Annotated in this window: 16 protein-coding genes and 1 tRNA gene; 4 read left to right on the top strand and 13 right to left on the bottom strand. The window is 43.5% G+C overall.

The genetic code is table 11. The features are described 5' to 3' along the window. Window positions 1-62: 62 nt before the first annotated feature. The 3 genes from PBAL39_RS17120 to PBAL39_RS17110 all read right to left on the bottom strand — a co-directional run bounded on the left by PBAL39_RS17120 (window position 63) and on the right by PBAL39_RS17110 (window position 2,105). Entirely contained in the window at window positions 63-707 is a 645-nt protein-coding gene (locus PBAL39_RS17120; RefSeq protein ID WP_157274077.1) for a hypothetical protein, read from the bottom strand. A gap of 4 nt (window positions 708-711) precedes the next feature. Next, complete coding sequence (locus PBAL39_RS17115; protein ID WP_008243798.1) at window positions 712-1,368, bottom strand: hypothetical protein; 657 nt, start codon at window positions 1,366-1,368, stop codon at window positions 712-714. Between the two features lie 89 nt (window positions 1,369-1,457). Continuing rightward, complete coding sequence (locus PBAL39_RS17110) at window positions 1,458-2,105, bottom strand: hypothetical protein (protein ID WP_008243796.1); 648 nt, start codon at window positions 2,103-2,105, stop codon at window positions 1,458-1,460. Window positions 2,106-2,403: 298 nt separating this feature from the next. On the opposite strand from PBAL39_RS17110, the gene PBAL39_RS17105 reads away from it, so the two are divergent. Further along, a complete protein-coding gene (locus PBAL39_RS17105; RefSeq protein WP_008243792.1) occupies window positions 2,404-4,566 on the top strand; it encodes a tetratricopeptide repeat protein in 2,163 nt (720 codons plus the stop codon). A 115-nt stretch (window positions 4,567-4,681) separates the two neighbouring features. After that, window positions 4,682-5,887 (top strand): TlpA disulfide reductase family protein, encoded by a 1,206-nt coding sequence (locus PBAL39_RS17100; RefSeq protein ID WP_008243791.1) that lies wholly within the window; start codon window positions 4,682-4,684, stop codon window positions 5,885-5,887. Here PBAL39_RS17100 and PBAL39_RS17095 read toward each other — a convergent pair. From PBAL39_RS17095 to PBAL39_RS17050, 10 genes are all read right to left on the bottom strand, one after another. Then, complete coding sequence (locus tag PBAL39_RS17095; RefSeq protein WP_008243789.1) at window positions 5,853-6,638, bottom strand: DUF4440 domain-containing protein; 786 nt, start codon at window positions 6,636-6,638, stop codon at window positions 5,853-5,855. The genes PBAL39_RS17100 and PBAL39_RS17095 overlap by 35 nt on opposite strands. A 367-nt stretch (window positions 6,639-7,005) precedes the next feature. Then, window positions 7,006-7,653 carry a hypothetical protein gene (locus PBAL39_RS17090; protein WP_039866936.1) on the bottom strand — a complete coding sequence of 216 codons (648 nt, stop codon included), beginning with the start codon at window positions 7,651-7,653 and terminating at the stop codon, window positions 7,006-7,008. A 139-nt stretch (window positions 7,654-7,792) separates the two neighbouring features. Continuing rightward, window positions 7,793-8,143 (bottom strand): nuclear transport factor 2 family protein, encoded by a 351-nt coding sequence (locus PBAL39_RS17085; protein ID WP_008243780.1) that lies wholly within the window; start codon window positions 8,141-8,143, stop codon window positions 7,793-7,795. 51 nt (window positions 8,144-8,194) lie between these two features. Further along, a complete protein-coding gene (locus tag PBAL39_RS17080; protein WP_008243778.1) occupies window positions 8,195-8,638 on the bottom strand; it encodes a hypothetical protein in 444 nt (147 codons plus the stop codon). Between the two features lie 309 nt (window positions 8,639-8,947). Continuing rightward, window positions 8,948-9,019, bottom strand: a tRNA-Arg gene (locus PBAL39_RS17075). Between the two features lie 51 nt (window positions 9,020-9,070). Beyond that, a complete protein-coding gene (locus tag PBAL39_RS17070) occupies window positions 9,071-11,404 on the bottom strand; it encodes a hypothetical protein (protein ID WP_008243775.1) in 2,334 nt (777 codons plus the stop codon). Window positions 11,405-11,413: 9 nt separating this feature from the next. After that, window positions 11,414-11,950, bottom strand: a complete 537-nt coding sequence (locus PBAL39_RS17065; protein ID WP_008243773.1) for a hypothetical protein — start codon at window positions 11,948-11,950, stop codon at window positions 11,414-11,416. A 23-nt stretch (window positions 11,951-11,973) separates the two neighbouring features. Beyond that, the gene (locus tag PBAL39_RS17060; protein WP_008243770.1) at window positions 11,974-12,525 is read right to left on the bottom strand and encodes a papain-like cysteine protease family protein; all 552 of its coding nucleotides are present in this window, start codon (window positions 12,523-12,525) and stop codon (window positions 11,974-11,976) included. Between the two features lie 137 nt (window positions 12,526-12,662). Continuing rightward, window positions 12,663-13,847, bottom strand: coding sequence for an AhpC/TSA family protein (locus tag PBAL39_RS17055; RefSeq protein WP_008243768.1), 1,185 nt, complete (start codon window positions 13,845-13,847; stop codon window positions 12,663-12,665). Between the two features lie 53 nt (window positions 13,848-13,900). Further along, the gene (locus PBAL39_RS17050) at window positions 13,901-16,141 is read right to left on the bottom strand and encodes a S41 family peptidase (RefSeq protein WP_039866934.1); all 2,241 of its coding nucleotides are present in this window, start codon (window positions 16,139-16,141) and stop codon (window positions 13,901-13,903) included. 201 nt (window positions 16,142-16,342) lie between these two features. Between PBAL39_RS17050 and PBAL39_RS17045 the strand changes: the two genes are divergently transcribed. Further along, complete coding sequence (locus tag PBAL39_RS17045; protein ID WP_008243764.1) at window positions 16,343-17,155, top strand: hypothetical protein; 813 nt, start codon at window positions 16,343-16,345, stop codon at window positions 17,153-17,155. An 11-nt stretch (window positions 17,156-17,166) separates the two neighbouring features. Then, window positions 17,167-18,438, top strand: a complete 1,272-nt coding sequence (gene aceA, locus PBAL39_RS17040; protein ID WP_008243762.1) for an isocitrate lyase — start codon at window positions 17,167-17,169, stop codon at window positions 18,436-18,438. The last annotated feature ends 468 nt before the right edge of the window (window positions 18,439-18,906 follow it).

Genomic DNA, 18,906 nt, shown 5'->3' with positions numbered 1-18,906 from the left:
ATATGGAAATATAAGTTTATAGAGTGTCAAGCTCCATGGCTATGGCTAACAAAGTTTGAGATCTATTTATTCAGCTTCGCAAATGTACCATAGGTCGCCCCTTCATTCGGATTCTTAAAATTGTTCAACACCAGCAGCTGGTTGCCGTAACGCACAAAGATGGAGAATGACAGGTTTGATTTAATGTTTCCCCTTCTGAACCCTGCCATGTTATTGATCAGCGTATACTCATGGAAAAGCATACCTCTGGAGTTGTCATCCGATATACCAATCTTCTCCCCTATAAACTGATAATTGGTTTTCATGGCCGTGTTCACACGTTGCTTGAATAAAAGACCGGTATACCTACCTTCCTTCAATATATTGGCGTAGGGAATCTTTTGCAACACGGCGAAGGTCCTGCTCAGTCTTGGCGTTAGGTTGAGGCCATTCATTTTGAAGTCCTCCGTAGCGTCAGCACCATAATCCACCTTGATCGTGCCATTTACGATAGCTACTTTACCAGGAAATTTTCGTCCATCACTTTCCAGTTTCTCGGCGGTGTTGTTTTCACCAAAGGTAATGATGAAAGGGAGCTTGAAATTATCAATTGCTGAGGGGCCATAATAGCCGACGATGCAATATTCCTTAAGGTTAATGTCCTGACTGTAACTTTTGGATGCTACCAGTAGCATCAACAGGATGAGGGTAAATTTTATATTTTTCATGATGTTATTTTTTTGTTCCACTAAAGAGTACGTAGTCATTGCCAATTTTTGTTTCCAGCTCCAGCTTGCCGTTCATCATCACAGCGAATGTATCGGTGTCTTCATTATGAAAACATCCATCAACCAGTAGCTCGTAGCTTTTCGCGAAGATGAGGTACGATCCCGATACCGGATTGCTTTTGTAGATTAACTGTTGAGGATCCGCGTTGAACTCGAAATAATAATGATCATATACAACTGTCTCATCCAGCTTCTTAAGGGGCGCTTCAAACCTTTTACCGGTAAATGTCAGCGAAGGATCCTGCTTTTTGTTGAGCACTGCAGCTACAATGTCGAGCATAGCAGAGTTTACAATGATGTTTTCAATCTTCCCCCCTTTTATGTCGCAGGTAAATTTGGCCCCGCTGATGGTAGTGCTCAATTGATTATTTTCAAAGGTATAGTCGACGTCCTTTTGCTCGCCAAGGTAGACAAACAGCCCCTTGGTAGCGGAAGATGGGATGAATGCAAATGGAATGGCGGGTCCCTCCTGATAGCTGAACTTGCCAGCGACGTAATACTGATTGAGGTCTGTTGGCGTGTCTGCTACTTTTGCATCTTTTTTACAGGATGCAAATATGGCCAACAGCATTATGGCGGTTAATTTAATTATATTTTTCATGGTTGATTGAATTAGTGATTCATTTAAATAGTGATACATTGACTGGTGATGCATTTAGATAATGATGCAGTTGAAATTGAACAATTTTATTACACCACATGAAACCTGACGAAACCTTCGTCGGCGGTCTGAAAGAGCATGTACAATTTTCCCTCTTCACGGATCAACACGCCCATGTAGGCTTTGTCGCCGAGCCGTCCCTTCCAGGCACCTTTGCTGAACTCTGTGAATGTACCTTCGGAATTGTATCTTGGAACATAAGTCCAGGTCGTGTTGCTGAACTTCAGCATATAGCTTCCCCCATCATAAACCATGTTTTTTATCGGCAGCAGTGCTCCCACTTTCGTCAGGTAGTGACGCTCAACCTTCAGAGTTTGATCGATTGCATTCCGATAGGTAAAGGATTTAACACTTAATGATCCGTCTGCATTTTTGACCAATTCAAAATCGTAGGTGATCTTACCATCTCCATTCTGGTCAAACCTGAAAGTATCATTTTTGAGCTTTACGGTTTGAGAATGCATCTGATCTATGCTTTCCATAGTTGCCATCACCTCCGTGCCAGTCTGGCTGAAGTAAATGACCCCCAAACTGGAACTTCCCTGATTTAAAAGAGTGACCACCAGCTGATAGTCCAGCAGATCAGCAGCGGGGATGGTGGAAGTATCCTTTTCTTTTTTGCAGGCATTAAAGCCAATCACAACAAGAATCACAACAATTGTTTTTAGCGTTTTCATAAGATTGATTTTTATTCCTTTATCATTCTCTAACCAGATTATTCATGATCATCAACCAAACTTATCTATCATCAACCCTATATTTTGCTATATTGATTGAAGACCAGCTGCTGATGAGTGAAGCTGGCAATGCACTGAGCGGAACGAAAACGGATCACCAATGAGTGAACTGGTCTTTAGAATTAGGGAGGGCCATATGTACTCTCACTGCTTATCGTTACATTTGATTAAAACCATTCGATCTAACTGTAAATCAACCACAAGCAGAAACATGAAGCGCAACTCAAGGGTTTATCTAATGATACCATTTTTCTGGATGATCAGTGCTGATGTCATTTTCGGCCAGAACAAAATCATTGATTCCCTTATTCAGGTTGCTGCCAGGCACCCGCAGCAGGACGATGCCAGAGCACTACTGCTGCTGGACCTCTGCACAAGAACTCTGCAATACAATGCAAAACAGGCTTTAAAATATCCGGAAGAAGTGTTAACCTTCGAAAATAAGGTTAAAGACAAGAAACTCGTCTCCACAGCCTATCGTACTAAGGGCGTTATCCATTACCATTTGGCCATGTATCCGGAAGCACTAAATGCCTTAAACAAAGCGTACAACATAGACCTCGGCTTAAAACATGAACTGGGCTGCGCTGCAGCCCAGGCTAACCTCGGACTGGTGTACATGACACAGTCGAAGTTCCCCGAAGCACTGAAATATTTCCTCGATGCGTTGAAGACGTTTGAGAAAACCAACAGCGATCTTCAGGCCGCGAGTGTGATGGGCAATATTGGCGTGGTGTATACAGAAATGGGCGACTACAATGCTGCCAGGAACTACCTGCAGCGGTCTTTGCCGCTGTTGACCAAACTAAAAAATTACGTTGCCCAGTCGGGCGTACTGGCCAACATTGGCATCGTCAATTTTAAGAACAAGAATATCCCCGAAGCCATCAGGTATAGCCGGATGTCATTAAACATTGCAGATTCCATTGGCGACTCCCGTTCCAGTGCCAGGGAAACCGGAAACCTTTCCGCCTATTTCAATGAGTTGAAGAAACATGACCTTGCGCTGGAGTATGGACTGAAAGCCATCGACCTGAACATCAAAAACAACAATAAAAAGAGCCTGGGTTTCAATATGCAGAATGTCTCTGCCGCCTATCTGGGCCTCGGAGATTATAGAAAGGCAAAATCTTATGGCCTCAATGCCTTGCAAGCCGGCCGGGAGGTGAACGTCACAGAAATCAAGAGAGATGCCAGCCTGAACCTAAGCGAGGTCTACCAGGCCCTGAAAATGCCCGATAGTGCCCTGATCTATTATAAAGAACATACCATGTACGCTGACTCCATCAGCAATGACATCAAGAAAAATGAGATCACCCGGATGGGTATCCAGTTCGATTTTGACAAAAAGGAATTCACCTATAAACAGAAAGAACTACTCAGCGAGGCGCAGATCAGACAGCAGCAATTACAACTCGCACTTAACGAGGTCGAGTTACAAAAGGAGCTGCAGTTAAAAAAGCTGCAGGCTTCGGAATTACAAAATGAAAAACTCAGGTCCCGGGAAAAAGAAAAGCAACTGTTCATTGCCAGTGAAAAAGAAAAACTGCAGGCCAGCAGGCTGAAGCAGCTCTCCCAACAGCAGCGGCTCAGCAGACTGGAACTGAATCAGTTTTGGCTATATGCCATCCTGACCATAGTCATCCTGGTGTCGGTACTGGTCTACCTCCTGAACCTTTATAGAATCAGACAACTCAAATTTAAAAACACCCTCCAACAACACCAGGCGATACAGAACGAGCTGGAGCTCAAACATCAGTATCAGCTTTCTGAAAGTGAACTGAAGGCCCTCAGGTCCCAGATGAACCCGCACTTCATCTTCAATGTGCTCAACTCTATTGAATCCTATGTGATTGACAACGAAAAGAAAAAGGCCTCCCGACTGATTCAAAAATTTGCGAGCCTCAGCAGACTGATCCTGGAAAACTCCACGAAAAGTTTAACCACCGGGGAAAAGGAATGGAAGGCACTGATGTTGTATACGGAGTTGGAAGCCATGCGTTCTGCGGATGTTTTTACGTATTCCTTCACAGTGGCCGATGACATACAATTGAACACCCTGCTCCTGCCCCCCATGCTGATTCAGCCCCTGATAGAAAATGCGATTTTACATGGCTTGCTGCCATCGGCGAAAGCTGATGCACATGTCGCCGTAACCATGGAAAGGAATGATGATGGCATTTGTATCACCGTAGCAGATAACGGCGTTGGCATTGAAAATAAAGTACAGAAAAAACATCGCATTAGCATCAAGGAACAGTCTATCGGACTGGCATCCATTAAGGAGAGAATTGAGATGATCAACGAACAGCAAGGCGGCAACAAGGCCAGTTTCAGCATCGGTCCGGGAATTGACCAACAAGGAACCGTCGCGAGGATCTGCCTGCCTTATTTCTCCTGATCTGAAAAGCATCGGCTATATGGTCCCGGCGCGTTCGGTACGTTAGTGACATGACAGATTTATTCTCAATATGTTATCAAAAAAACCTTAGCTTTAGAACAACCAAACCATCTGTATGAAAATTAGCCTCATCCTCCTATACACTGTGCTCCTGGCCCTCGTGCAGGTCAATACAAATGCTCAAAAACCTTATTTGATTCAGGGAAAGATCAATGGTTTATCTGATGGGATGGTCATGACGCTCATGAGCAATGAAGGCAACCTGTTCAGCACCGTGGCCAGCGACACTGTTAAGGCGGGTAAATTCCAGTTTTCGGCACCTATACAAGACCTCACTAAATATGCCCTGATGGGTTTCAATACAGGTTTTCCGAACCAATGGCTGGACGTCTGGGTAAAACCAGGCAGCAAGGTCACGATTGAGGGTACAGGAATGTTATTAAAAACATGGAAAGTCAGCAGCGACCTTGCCGAGCAGAAAGACCTGCAACACTTCACAGATGCCAGTCGCAAGCAGCTCGACGAACTACAGGAGCTCTCGGTCAGTGAGAACGTCTTATTCGCACAACGCGAAGGTGGAGACGCTGCAGTGCGAGCCAGAACCAAAAAGGGCATCGACTCCCTGCGTGCTGTTGGCGATTCTATCCAAAAAATCGTGAGCCAACACCAAATCCAGGTACTCAAAGCCTCAACGAAAAAAGGAACCGTATGGATGGATGTGCTAAAAGGACTGGCCAACATCGCCAAGTACAGCAACGATTCCATCGTGAAGGCCGAATCCATAGCTTTGTATCGTTCCCTGCCAGAAGACAAGCGAAGCGGGAACGAAGCCATGGAGATCTATCAGCTCCTATATCCACCGGTCACTGTCAAAATTGGTGAAAAGATCGCCGACACGTTACTTAGGGACCTGGCTGGCAACACCCATCAGCTGGCCGACTATAAAGGCAAATACCTACTCATCGACTTCTGGAGCATTGGCTGCGGTCCCTGCATTGCTGCGATGCCTGAACTGAAACGACTGCACGAAAGCAAAAATGAGAACCTGATGGTCATCAGCTTCAGCCTCGATCAAAAGGCTGAAACCTGGAAAAAAGCTTCTGCGGAGCTTAAAGTTGACTGGACAGATCTGAGCGATGGAAAAGGTATGACCGGTCTGGCTTCCAAGTACGGCGTCAGTGGTATTCCGCATTATATCCTGATCTCCCCTGAGTCTGTATTACTGGATTCCTGGGTTGGTTATAGTGAAGGTCTGCTGGAGAAAAAAGTCGCGCAGTTTGTTAAAACTACTGCTGCAAGGCCTCTTCCACAAGCGCATTAAACTCCCTGACGATCAGCTTTCTCTTCCCCGCTGTTTGCGGACTGAATTCAAAGGTCAGATCCCTGTCTTTTGCGAAATAAAGCCGCTCGGATTCCGGGTAGATCAGGTAAGGATTGCCCCCAATCAAGAGCAACAGGTGATCGCCGTCTACGCTAACGACCATTTTACCGGTCTGCTTGCCAATATAAGTTCCGGTGTATCTCTGAAGTACCTCCTTAGGCAACTTGATTTCTTTTCTTTTGCTGATGTATTTTGCAGGACCATGGTCATAGCTGAATACCCTGGCTAACTTCCATTGACCGCCCTTCAATAGCCAAAGGTTATCAAACAGCGCCTGGCCATCCAGTCGTTCCGGTTTGCCGGTTGGCGTCAGGTAGAACTGGTGCGTGCCGGAGATGACCGCACCGTATATCGTATCTTTTGCTTTCAGCAGGTGGATCCTGATGGTGCTGTCCAGCCCAACCCTTCGTAACCTGAAGTCCGCCCCACAGAGCCCTTTCAGGCTCTCCATCATCGCAGCCTTCCCAAGCGTGATGCCCCCTTTATCATGGTAGAGTTCAATGTCTTCGGCAATCAAACTTCCTTGTATTTCATAATTGCAGGTGTTGTAGCCCGCCCAGAAAGTGCTGTCTGTTAACTTTACAATCTTTCTTGCAGCGTCTTCATTTGACTGCGCAACGAGCGTCGTTGGAAAGATGAGACTGACGATGATGAATTGAAATGTTTTGAAAACGTAAGTTTGATCCTTCATAGTGGTATGATTTAGTTACCGTTTGACGCGCTGTACCAATATTATGTTTCATCAAGAATGGTCATTTTAATCTGGCCACCAGGCAGGGGTTGGTCAGTATAGAGACGTAATCGCTGTATTTTTTTTTGATTTTCTAAAACAATTATTTTTCAGTCGGAGTTAATACAACATGAATAAATTAGACTCCTTCGAATGGCTATTGATCATTATGATTGTAGCAAGCTTTATTACCGGGATTTTTGTTGCGGTTGACCGTGATCAACAGATGGCAATGAATATTACAAAGACTGAACAGCATTCAAATAAGCTGTAGGCTAATCTGCCTCCAGACTTATAGCTCAATTAATGGTAATGCGATGGTTAAAAGCTAATCTCCTCCTCGTTTTGCAGCCTTGAGACAAAGCAGATGAGACAATAATACCAATGGCACCACCAGTGCAGGAAGTAAGGTATAAGGAAATTTCAATATCGCAACATTGGGCTGTTCCAAGCCAAAAACTTGTAAAGGTGAGGGCGCTGCGAGAATCGCAGTGAGAACAATGATCGCGAGAAACAAAATTCCTATTCTGTTCCACCATAAAAATAACGAACTAAGAATCACAGTATTTTTCACGAAAAACACAATGAGCATCAGAACAGCTGATACTCCCATCAGGATATCAAAGTTCCAGCCCTGGAATGTCATTGCCTCAGGCACCTGTCCATTCAAAAATAGGCTGTATAAGCTAAGTTCTACTGGGATACGAAGAATATGTATGCCGAGGAGAAAAGGATAACTTAGAGCCCCTGTAACTGTATTTTTATAAGCGTATGTTACGAAAATAACTGCGGGAAGGATCACAAGCAACATACGGGGTGGCAATGAGCTCGTGTTCTGGAAAAAGCCTATGTAAGACAATGTTCCAATGACGGCAATCCAGACCAGGTAAACCAGCAAGCCTGTCGGCTTTTTCCCAGTTCCCCACACATACAAAATGCAGGACAATAAACTGATGAGTAAAAAAGCACTTTGCATAAGCCAATTGTTGTTAGTCAAAAATATGATAATTCTCTTTAGCATATTGAGTACGAATCCTGAGAATCAGCATGTATTTAAGCATCTGTGCATTTCATCTACAATTTATGCAGCTCGACAGAAAGCGAGAAATTCGCTATTAGGCCTCAATATCCATGCGATGGATAACCCCGTCAATAAAAGTATATACATGCTTAGTTTTTCCATCAAACAGCACTGCTCCATCCAGCGACTTGACCAGCTGATCGACCAGCACTTCAACTTTTCCATCCGGGCGCTCAGTTACTGAAACCGGATTTACCCTGGGGTTTACTTCCGACCACTGTCGAAGCCAGTAAGCTCTCACCTCGTCTTTTCCAACAACATGGCCACCCTCAAAAGCTTTTGGCCAATGTACATCAGCGTCCATCACAGAAAAGGTGCTGTCAATGTCCCGGGCATTAAATCCATCGTAAGCTTTACTGATCAAGTTCCAGTATTTGGATTCCATAAACTTTAGAATTGAGCAATAAATCTAGCAAAATTTATCCTGATGATCATCCTAGCGGGGAGAGATGATGGTAAAATCTCTGATTGGCTCGCGATAACGAACAATTCGAACTTCACGAGTTAAATACTTCTTGTCGGGTAGTAACTCAGTTATAAAGAATTTAAATTTATCATTGAAATCTGCATGTTGGGTAGCACCTAGCTTGGAAAGCTCTTTCCAGCTCAAGAATTCAAATTTCGGCAGGGTATCACTGAGCGTAATTTTATCTTCTTTATAGGAAGCAAAAGATAAATTATAACCCATACCATAGGGAGGAACACATGGACAAAAAAACATATAGTAAGTAAAGCTCGCTTCCTTTCCAATTTCAAGAATCCGGTTTGACTTGTCAGTCGACAATGTATCAGCAAGATAATGTATTTCTTTTCTGTCTTGCGAAAAACCTCTTGTCGACAATAGCAAGCAGAACACTATCATGATTATTATTCTTTCCATAAATTTCGAGTTGTGTCCAGGTGTAGGCTTTTTTTTAAATGTGCGTTTACTTTACGTAAATTAAAGGTATTCATTTCTAAGGTTCTAAAGATATATTTTGATCAAATATCAGCATAGCTTTTATGTCTAGACTGGATCTGCCAATGGCAAGACACCGCAGCATATTGATGAGGAGACGAAGCGTTCAGAGCGTACATTTATCTCCCCGCGATTTTAATGATGATAGACAAATAAAGTATTATTATGTCCAACGAAGGAGGTGGTCAACAAAAAAGGGAATTCCAGTGCTGAAATTCCCTTTTTTTTAAGTGTCCCCGACGAGATTCGAACTCATATCGTTGGTACCGGAAACCAAAATTCTATCCATTGAACTACGGAGACGAAGTCCGCGAAGATATGAATTTTTGTATTTATTTCACCAACTTGAATTTATCAATTTCCATTTTTCTTTCTCACTGCCGATAAATTGAACAGTGGGATATCTACCGCAAGAAAAAGATTAAAATGCGGCTTCAGGTTGATGCTATTGCTACTTGCTGTTGCGGGTGTGGTCCACTGACATCCAGCTCCAACAGAAAGCGGCAAATAGAATGGCAACCCATACGCTATATGGGCACTTGGCGAGATCAACCCAACCAGGTTCACATCCTGTTGATAAGCACCTTCATTGTCGAGTTTATACTTGATCACTCCGCCAATATCAAACAGCCCTGCAAGTAAACTCAGGCTTCCACCCTTATCAAAACCATGACTAATGGTAAAACCAATCGGTGCCGTTAAGCCATATTGATTGCTAAATCCGGTACCTTCTGTTTTACTCCGTGCAAAAAAGCCTCCCACGTAAGCATTCAGGGCTACATTGAAATTGGTCACCTTCTTGATCCTCGAACTACCGGACGGCAATGCGTAGGTCTCCAGCAAGGCTTCCACTTCTTTTCCGCTTTCCGCCTCACTTATTGCAGCGAACAGCTGATAGTATTCTGTCACCTTCGACAAGGTAAAAATGAATTTTTCCGCGTTATCCCGCTGCCATTTGGACTCCCTAAGTTCCGTAGCAAGGCTGACTGCTTCCGACTGCAGCGCTTCCCGTTGTCCCTCGATAGCAGTTACATCCTGCGGTGATGCCGGAGCAGAGGCCTTCAAGGATTTTATTTTAGCATCGACAGTGGCTATGCGCGCATTTACCCTGGCAACATCCGCATCGGCATCTGCTTTCACTGCCGATGCCGCCTGACTTCTGAATGTCGCATCTGCTTTTCTTTGTTCCATATAACGACTGGCGACATTGAGCATCTGGCTCAGGTCATTCACGGCAAGGCTATATTCCTTCTCACCCAATGCCTTCAGCATATCTATGGTATGACCGGAGAAATCTGGCCAGTAATTGCTGATCCTCCGAAACTCTTCCTTAAGTGGCGCAGCCATGTCCGATCCGGTAACAAAGGGCTCACAAAGCTGCAATGAGGCAACCACCAATTGATTAATGGTCGCATACCTTTCCACAGAAAAAGATGTTTTACCAGAGATCTGGCTCATCGCCATGTCATTGTCTTTGATCTTATTCAGCTCTATACCAAGCTTCTGAACTTTTGATGATGCTGTGGCAATCCTATCGATTAGATTTTCAAAAACGACGTCAGAAGAAGAGGCCCATGCGGAAAGTAACTCCCCTGCATTCCTTTTACCAGAACCAGTCCAGAAAGGTATCTTCTCCCCTCGCTGGTAAAGTAAACCAAGAAAAAACTTAGTCAGCTCAGCCTTATTCTCCGTTTTTCGATTGGTGACTTCATTGATATCAAAAAGTGATATATATTCGAAATTCTGCCCCTCCTCATCAGCCAGGGTTTTCTTTCGGAGATTGTCGGAGGCCAATCCCACGACACGTACAAATCCAGCATAATTATTCTCAGCGGTCAGAAAATTGCAAGTGTCAAGATCGTGAATGCTCCAGCTAAGGCCTTTTTTGTCATTCAGCGAGTTCAGCATTTCCGATGCCGTAAAGATGAGGGTCATTACAGGAACCCTGGCATTGAGCTTCTGGTAACGATGCAGATGGTATAACTTCGGAAGCCGCTTAGGCAATTGATCCAGATCCTCCCTTAGAGCAATTTTGAGCGCATTGAGGGTTTTCGCGTAATCATATGCAGCCACAGGTTTAATCAGATTAATTGTCCTGGGGAATAGCACATCAAACTCCGGGTAGTGCGCCGTAAAGTCCTTCAATTTCTGGATGACTGACACGGAGATTTCTTCATTTGCACGTTTGATCAGGAAATCTGCGGTGCCATTGGCAACATTTGTAAGTATATTCGTTAAACCTGCCCCTGCATTGGCATCAACATTAAAGGGAGTGATGGCGTTCCGTAGCGTACTTGCCCCACCTGTAAATGCCACCGGTGCAGTGGTGATGATGTTTTTCAAAAAAGGATTGGTTGCATAGGCAGCCAATACTGTTGCTTCCGGACTTCCTGCAGCAAGACCGGCATTGCGAGCCAGGATCTGGATCATGATCCCCCTTGAATTGGCAACATTGGTTAAAGAGTTATCCAGCGGGGCAGTTTGCCCAGCGGCACCTTTCTCTCCTGTTAATGGATCGACCGTGTAGTATCCAATGGCATCAGGAATCATGATCACATTGATACCATGTTTTAAATTCATTAAGGCTATGGCATCATAAATAGCGGATTGTTGGTTTTGGGCGGTCGCAGGAAGTGTAAACAGGACAGCCAAGACGACCAGGGTGATAAAATAGTTTAAAGGTCTCATAAGGAGTTATTAATAAAGAGGTTGAATATTAGATTGGATTTTTAAGAGTTTACTTTTCAGATGAGCCTTACTGATCTTTTTCAAAAGACTATCCTGATAGGTATAAAGATTCAGCTGTCGCCGATTATAAACCACCAAATAAGGTTGTCCGGCAAGAAGAAACTCAACGTAACACACGTGGAATTCCCCTTTTTTATGACGGTAGGACTCTTGTGCTGCATTGAGGGCTTCAATCTGAAGCTTCAATGTATCACTATCAAAGCTGTGTGAGAAATAGAGATTTTTCCGACGGTAGTAAAAGTCTGCAGATAAAACCACGTCTCCATCTTTATCGTTGATCAATACGCGATATCCTTCGGGTGCAGAGATCTTGATTTCAGGTTCATTATAATCCCGCAGCAGCTGAATCGCAAAAATGGCTGCAATGGAGTAATTATTGCCTCCGACATCGGGAAAGCGAATGACATCTTTTTTAATTAATGCACGCAACTGTCTGGTGATCAAACGAAAAACAGAAGATTGGTAGTCGTAGCTATTGGTAAGCATGGCTGAGGTCGTTAAAATAAAATTTACTGTGTAGTATAGGAGCGACGCCATTGCCCTCCTACACCACGATAATTCTGCAGGAACTTTTGGTGCGAGATACTCAGTAGCATGGCATCTGCAGGGTCGGCTACCCTGAGAAACAGGTTGCCCTGTGAGTCACTATAGGCATCGTAGATGAGCACTGCATGGCCACCTCCCAGCGACGGCATGTACAACTGACAACCGATCAGGTGGTGATTGCTTAAAAAATGGATAACATCGGCAGGTGACAGCGGACCGTTAAAGTTTTGATGAAGATGCCCTACATGATTAAATGCCTGACCTATATCAGCAGTATCATTACAGAACGGGATCGGCGGACTGGTTGCGCAAATCGGTTTATTTTTAACCTGGGCTACGATCTGTCGCTGGGTTAGAACCGGCCCATTGTAAAACTCACAAACGCTGGAGGTAACCGCGGCCCAGCACCAGTTGGACATCCGTTGCTGTTGAATAGGAAAACCAACAAGGGAGTCCGGTTGTCCCCCTTTCAAGGCAGCTGCATTGGATGACTGCAACGAAGAATTTAATTTCATCTAAGGAGAGCGTTAATTCAAAATATGATGATTAGACAAAAGTGAATGTCTACACCTTACTAACTGGTAATCAACCTAAAACGAAAGTAAATGTAATTCAAACAAATGATAAAAACAATACCCTGAAATAAATATTATTACAGCAATCTTGTCAGCAAATCTTCGAGCTCTTTCAACTTGATCTCACTATATCCTTCCTCACGAAAAACGATTTTACCATCCTTGTCTATAAGAATGAGTGTAGGGTAAGTGCCTATAGCATATTTTTTTTCAATAGCCTCTTCGTCTTTCACATTCCTTCCCCTGCCTGAACTGATGTGCTGCCAATGCCCGACCCCATCTGCCTGTATAGCCTTGTTCCAAACTTCATCATTGGAATCCCCGGAAACACCGATAACTTCCAGCCCTTTTTCATGATACAATTTATACAATTTGTTTAGGTAGGGCGTCTGTTCGTGACAGGGGCCGCACCATGACGCCCAGAAATCAAGCAAAACATACTTTTTACCTTTAAACTGTGCAAGGCTTAAAGTATTCCCTTTCCAGTCCTTAGTTATGAAATCATAAGCCCTCCCCCCTACAGCCGAGAGTACCTTATCACCGATCAAATGCTGTATCGATTTGCCGAACATGCTTTCCTGCACAGGTCTCGAAAAACCTGCGTAAATCGCTTTTAGGGTATCAGGAGAAATGGTATTGGTAAATCCCGTTAATAGAAACGCGCTGATATAAGAATCAGGCTTTGATTTGATAAACCTATACTTCGCGTCTTGTGCATGCTGTGTGACCAAACGAACCTCCTGTTCTGAGGCTACGAGTTTGTCCTCAAGCGCTTTGGAAGTGCCTTCCTCTTTTATTTTTTTTTGCATGCTGCGCATGGAAACCAGGATTTCCGAAATCGTATCCATATATTTTCTCGTCATCCTTTGCACACTATCAAACTCTAGCTGTGTCCCTGATCCAGTAACGCGAATTGCCTGAAATTGATCTTCTGTCAAATCGACGTCCATCTTACTGGCTTCCAGAAAGATCTGTACCCTATTAGGATCACTAAACGATTTAGACTTTACATTGCCTGTAAATTGAGCGTAGGTAGGTTGAGAGACGGTACCCTGAAATTTGAAAAAACCGTTATCTACTTTTGCGGTATCCAGAATTGACACTCCATCTTTATTGATGTATCCTAAAATCAAAATCCCCGTATCACGTCCTTTTATATGACCGGAAAATGTAAAGTCACCTGCATTCCCATTAACCTGTGCGGAACAAACCCATGGACGCAACACAGCAAGCGACACCAGCAGTATTAGAAATCGTAACATAGCTCAATAATTAACGGTAAATACAAAAATTAGGCCTCAGGCCTCAACGTTTCCTAGTCTGCATTGATCATCACCTTCGCCGCTTCCAGCAACTCATCACGCTCTTCGATCAGCCCTTTGATCGTTGGCCGAACCTCCTTATCAATCTTTACCCCTACCCTTTGCGTGGGCGTACCGTCCGGATAAAAAATACCGAGGCCAGATATGATCGTCCGGATTCCCCCAGGCAACATAATCTGTGAGACATTCCCATCTGCACCAGCAGTCGTGCTGCCAATTACCTTTACATTCTTTGCGCTCTGAAAAGCCATGGTCGTGTATTCCGCCTGACTTTGTGAACTGGCATCTACCATCACCACCACTTTCCCCTTGTAGGCCTTACTCCCACTGTTACCGTTTTCCAGATCCTCCGAGAAAGTAAACAAACCAGGTTCTGAAACATTCATACCCGTAAACTTGACAAAAGGAGCATTTGATGATTTCAAATATTTGCCGAAGGTAAAAGGCATGAAGTCCGATGGATAACAGCGCATGTCCACGATGATCCCTTTTGTATCTTTAAACAGCTCAATAATTGCTGGCAGATCGGTGTTTTTATAGCTACCCGGATATACGTATCCAATATTCCCTTCCAGTAGCTTATAAGCTTTTAAAATAGGCAGGGGTACATTTTTATTGTAATAATTCAGGGGAACACTGGCAATCGTCTCACTGGTGGTCTTACCATTTCTCAGGATTTCAAATGTGAATGATTCAGAATTACTGCGGAGCAGGAAATTACCCGGCATATCCCGCAGTTGGGTGTCGTAATTTGAAGCGGCTGTATAAGGCAGGTAGTACTTGATTAATTCGGTTACCGGTTTTCCATTGATGGAAGTGATCACATCACCAATGTGAAATTTCTGCTTTACCTCCAGCGTATCTCCATACATGAACTCCTTCACCACCAATTGGTTCTCAATAAAACTTCCCTTGAAAGGTGCCTTGTACTTTCCTTTAAAATCATTCAGGGCTTTACTGCCGCTCCAGATGTTTGCATGGGTATCATGAATGCTGGCGATCAGCTTCAAGGTAGCCAGCATATAAGCAGTTTCATCTTTAGCCTGCACAAATTCAGGGATCGCCGTAGCCAATGCTTCATTCCAATCCCTTCCAATCACATCCTTATAAGGAAAAAAGTAATTGATCATGGTCCAGTAGCGGTAGAGCGCCAATAGTCGGAACCCTGCATCCGGATAAGCCATCTTCGCATACTCCCTTTCATTGTCAAACTTCGGATTGCCTATATTGGGCATTGTGGATATGTAATAATTTTCCTCAGGTCTTTGTGCCTGCCTTACGTTTTCTAGTTTCTCTTGTAAGGAAGGCTTAAAGCCCGATTTACCAAATAGCAACCCATAATCAGGAGATATGGCGATCTTTCCACCGGCCTTCTTTTTCCCGGACCTTACCAATGGAGCATCAGTAACCTGATCCAACCAGCTTTCGAGTGCATCACTCAGTTCAGCATCATTTTTAACGGCAATCACTTTTGGCAGATGACGAAAGAGTTCCGCATCCCAATTGTGTTCCCCTTTGGCGATGGCAGGATGATGATACTTGAGGAATCCCCAGAACTGCCCGGCCAAGAGCAAGTGACGCTGTACTTTGTCATTGAGCCTGATCTCCGTAATTCCTGATGAAACTGTAAATGCAGTGTCCAGATCTGCTTTGATTAACACAGGTTTCCCTTCTGCAACATCGGCAATTGGTTTCCCATCAATCAGGAGTTCAAAACCATCAACCCATAACTTACCACCACCGACAAGCAAAGCTCCAATATGAATGGACCTCGCTTCCTTTCCATTATAGTCAACGTCAATGGTATATTGCTGCCAGTCTGTAGTTCCTTTAACCCCACGTTTCGACATGTTATCGAACGCAATACTACTCTGCTTACCGTCCATCCGCATCCAGAGACCTGCATAACCATTAAAGATGTTTTCTGTTTTGAGGTAAGCTTTCAGCTGGATCTGACTTCCCTGAAACACTTTAGCAATGGGATAGTCGATGGCACAGAACTCCACATCCCCAGATGCTTTGGCAATAGAAATGGAATGTTTACCTGACTGTTTAATGTTACTATCCAGTTTTATAATAAAGGATTCTCTTTGCTCATCGTTAAAACCAAAAATCCAACCCACAGGATGACCTCCGGGCTTGTCTAGTTTCTCGGCATCTATATTAAATGAGTTTTGTTGTGCATTCGTAATCAGACTGCAGAATAGCAGCAGGAGCATTAATCGAAGTTTCATAACCGTAGCGTATTTAGTTGTCCTAAGTTAACAAAAAACATCTTCCAACATCCTGGATCACAAACTATTTACCAGTTGTAATGCGTATTACAAATCATCATCAATTTGACAATATATTTCTGATTTACTGGCAATTAACCTATATTGCTTTGCGGACGATCGTCTAAGTACGGATAATAGCGCTCAACTAAAATATTTTCTATGAATGACAGGATTACAAGATTGTTTGAACAATACGGGTATGTAATTTATTTGCTGAATGGCTTGCTAGGACTGATATTCATATTAATTGCCTTATTAACCAACTTGGCCGACAAAAAAAATATACTTGCAGATTCGTTAGTTGGGCTTGGTGTCAACATACTCAGTGTATCTGTGGTCTTCTTAATCGTAGAACGTTTCTTTTCCTTCAATAGCTTAAAGCACGAGAAAGAGCAGCTCCAGGAGCTCATAGGGCAACTGCGGGAAACAAACTCGATGCTAACAGGGAACCTTACTTCCGTTAAAGTCCATACAAGATATCCTACCGATTTGGTTCGTACAAAAGTCAGTGCAAGCACCAGACAGATCAGGATTGCAGGATCCTGGCCAAAGAGTACTGAAGCTTTCCCTTCAACGATAGATGAGGCATTACGTCGCGATGTATCGGTTAAGGTAATCTATCTGAATCCCAACTCTGTAACCGCTCAAGCCAGGTTAAAAAGTATGATGCCTGGAACGCCCAAAAATGACCGCACAAGTAGGGTAGCTGTTGCCTTCTCCAGTCTGCGACAGGTTATCAGTAGATTAGAAAAAAAAGACACCCTGGAAATCAAACTCTCTGAAGTAAGTTTATCTTTCAGATTGATCGCCTGCGACTCCTGGTTTCTGATTGGGTTTTATTGGTATGGCAAAACAAGTGCTGAAGGGACACATTTTGAGTTTGACAAGAATGCTAACCCGGAACTGGTCAAGGACATCATGAATACATTTGATACCGTTTTTAATGATACAACCAATATATCTTTTACTTAACTCACACCGCAATGTTCTCATTCAATGAAATTACCGGAACAGATTCCGAAAGATGGGCAGGCATATCCCGCCCCTACACAGTTGAAGATGTCCTGAAACTCAGGCCATCAGTACTTATAGATCACACGCTGGCGAAAAGAGGATCTAGAAAGCTCTGGGACTTAATTACAAATGAACCTTATGTACATGCTCTCGGAGCCCTAACTGGTGGCCAGGCCGTGCAAATGGTTAGGGCTGGATTACAATCGATATATGTTTCCGGATGGCAGGCTGCAGCTGATAACAATACCGCAGGTCAGACTTTTCCCGACAGAAGTTTATACCCCTCGAACACAATGGCCGTGCTGACTAAGCGATTAAACCAGGCGCTGTTGCGAGCAGACCAGATTGAAAAAACAAATCTTGGCAAGTCCAGAGACTGGCTTGTCCCGTTATTGGTAGATGCAGAAGCCGGCTTTGGAGGCCCGCTAATGGTCTATGAGCTTTTTCAAAGTTTAATTGAAGCGGGTGCATCAGGCATTCATCTTGAAGATCAGCTCAATTCAGAAAAGAAATGTGGACATCTGGGAGGAAAAGTACTCCTCCCCTGCTCCCAATTTATCCGTAACCTGGTGGCCGCAAGACTTTCAGCTGATGTTGCCGGAGTGCCGATCGTCATCGTTGGACGAAGTGACGCTAATAGTTCAGGATTAATCTCCAACGACATCGACCCTGTTGACCGACAGTTCCTCACCGGAAATCGAAATATTGATGGTTACCATGAAATAAAAAATGGCCCTGAGCTGGCTATCGCCAGAGCAAAAGCTTTCGCCCCCTATTGTGACGTAATCTGGTGGGAAACCTCATCGCCAGACCTTGATGAGGCCAAACACCTTGCTGATGCTATTCATGAAAGTTTCCCGGAAAAGCCCTTAGCCTACAATTGCTCACCATCTTTCAACTGGAGCAAAAAGCTGAGTACTGCTCAAATCGCTACGTTTCAGCAGGATCTCGGGTCGCTTGGTTATAAATATCAGTTTATCACTTCAGCAGGTTTTCATTCTTTAAACTATGGGATGTATGAACTTGCTACTGATTATCAAAACAGGGATATGTCTGCATTTGTGACGCTACAGGAAAAAGAATTTAAAGCGGAGGCTAATGGATATACAGCCATCCGCCAACAGCTGGAAACTGCAAACGGATATTATGATGAAGTATTGCAAACGATTTATCAAGGTGAAGCTTCCACTGCTGCAATGCCCGAATCAACAGAACAAGATCAGTTCAATACGAGTAAATGAAAATGAACTTGAGTTCATCGTTGCTGTGTTAACAAAAAAACAAAAATCGTAGTTTTTCATAAGCGTCCTCGCCCGGCAATACCATAGCTGATCTTTAAGGAATATTTGGTTAGTGAAGGAGTCTGCTCAAGAGCCAGTGTTAATTTATGTAAGAATCAATACCTGGCGGTTGAATTATTCCGTGTTGATCTAATAAAAATTATTTATTTCCTCATAAATTTGAAAACATTTAAACACAGGAAGTGTATTATACAAATAAAATATTTTTTATATTTGTTTAGAGCCTGTTAAGCGACATAAAATCTGCTAAGTTCTAAACTGAATATACGCTTCAACGAATCTATAAACGCTCCAAAATGGAATTGATCATTCCATGATGTGATGACTAAAAATGTATGCTCTCTAACCATTTTATAAGGAAACACGTGAAACCAACTATTGCACCCTATTATCAAGATTTGCTTCAAA

This window comes from Pedobacter sp. BAL39 (assembly GCF_000170795.1).
Lineage (GTDB): Bacteria > Bacteroidota > Bacteroidia > Sphingobacteriales > Sphingobacteriaceae > Pedobacter.
The sequence above is the reverse complement of the archived record's forward strand: the minus strand, read 5'-3'. Positions and strand labels throughout refer to the sequence as shown.

Coding starts and splice junctions, on each gene's coding strand:
- PBAL39_RS17095 (WP_008243789.1), bottom strand. CDS start 6,638: ATGAAGGATCAAACTTACGTTTTCAAAACATTTCAATTCATCATCGTC.
- PBAL39_RS17090 (WP_039866936.1), bottom strand. CDS start 7,653: ATGCAAAGTGCTTTTTTACTCATCAGTTTATTGTCCTGCATTTTGTAT.
- PBAL39_RS17065 (WP_008243773.1), bottom strand. CDS start 11,950: ATGCTTACCAATAGCTACGACTACCAATCTTCTGTTTTTCGTTTGATC.
- PBAL39_RS17045 (WP_008243764.1), top strand. CDS start 16,343: ATGAATGACAGGATTACAAGATTGTTTGAACAATACGGGTATGTAATT.
- PBAL39_RS17105 (WP_008243792.1), top strand. CDS start 2,404: ATGATACCATTTTTCTGGATGATCAGTGCTGATGTCATTTTCGGCCAG.
- PBAL39_RS17110 (WP_008243796.1), bottom strand. CDS start 2,105: ATGAAAACGCTAAAAACAATTGTTGTGATTCTTGTTGTGATTGGCTTT.
- PBAL39_RS17115 (WP_008243798.1), bottom strand. CDS start 1,368: ATGAAAAATATAATTAAATTAACCGCCATAATGCTGTTGGCCATATTT.
- PBAL39_RS17100 (WP_008243791.1), top strand. CDS start 4,682: ATGAAAATTAGCCTCATCCTCCTATACACTGTGCTCCTGGCCCTCGTG.
- PBAL39_RS17120 (WP_157274077.1), bottom strand. CDS start 707: ATGAAAAATATAAAATTTACCCTCATCCTGTTGATGCTACTGGTAGCA.
- PBAL39_RS17070 (WP_008243775.1), bottom strand. CDS start 11,404: ATGAGACCTTTAAACTATTTTATCACCCTGGTCGTCTTGGCTGTCCTG.
- PBAL39_RS17080 (WP_008243778.1), bottom strand. CDS start 8,638: ATGGAAAGAATAATAATCATGATAGTGTTCTGCTTGCTATTGTCGACA.
- PBAL39_RS17050 (WP_039866934.1), bottom strand. CDS start 16,141: ATGAAACTTCGATTAATGCTCCTGCTGCTATTCTGCAGTCTGATTACG.
- PBAL39_RS17055 (WP_008243768.1), bottom strand. CDS start 13,847: ATGTTACGATTTCTAATACTGCTGGTGTCGCTTGCTGTGTTGCGTCCA.
- PBAL39_RS17085 (WP_008243780.1), bottom strand. CDS start 8,143: ATGGAATCCAAATACTGGAACTTGATCAGTAAAGCTTACGATGGATTT.
- PBAL39_RS17060 (WP_008243770.1), bottom strand. CDS start 12,525: ATGAAATTAAATTCTTCGTTGCAGTCATCCAATGCAGCTGCCTTGAAA.
- aceA (WP_008243762.1), top strand. CDS start 17,167: ATGTTCTCATTCAATGAAATTACCGGAACAGATTCCGAAAGATGGGCA.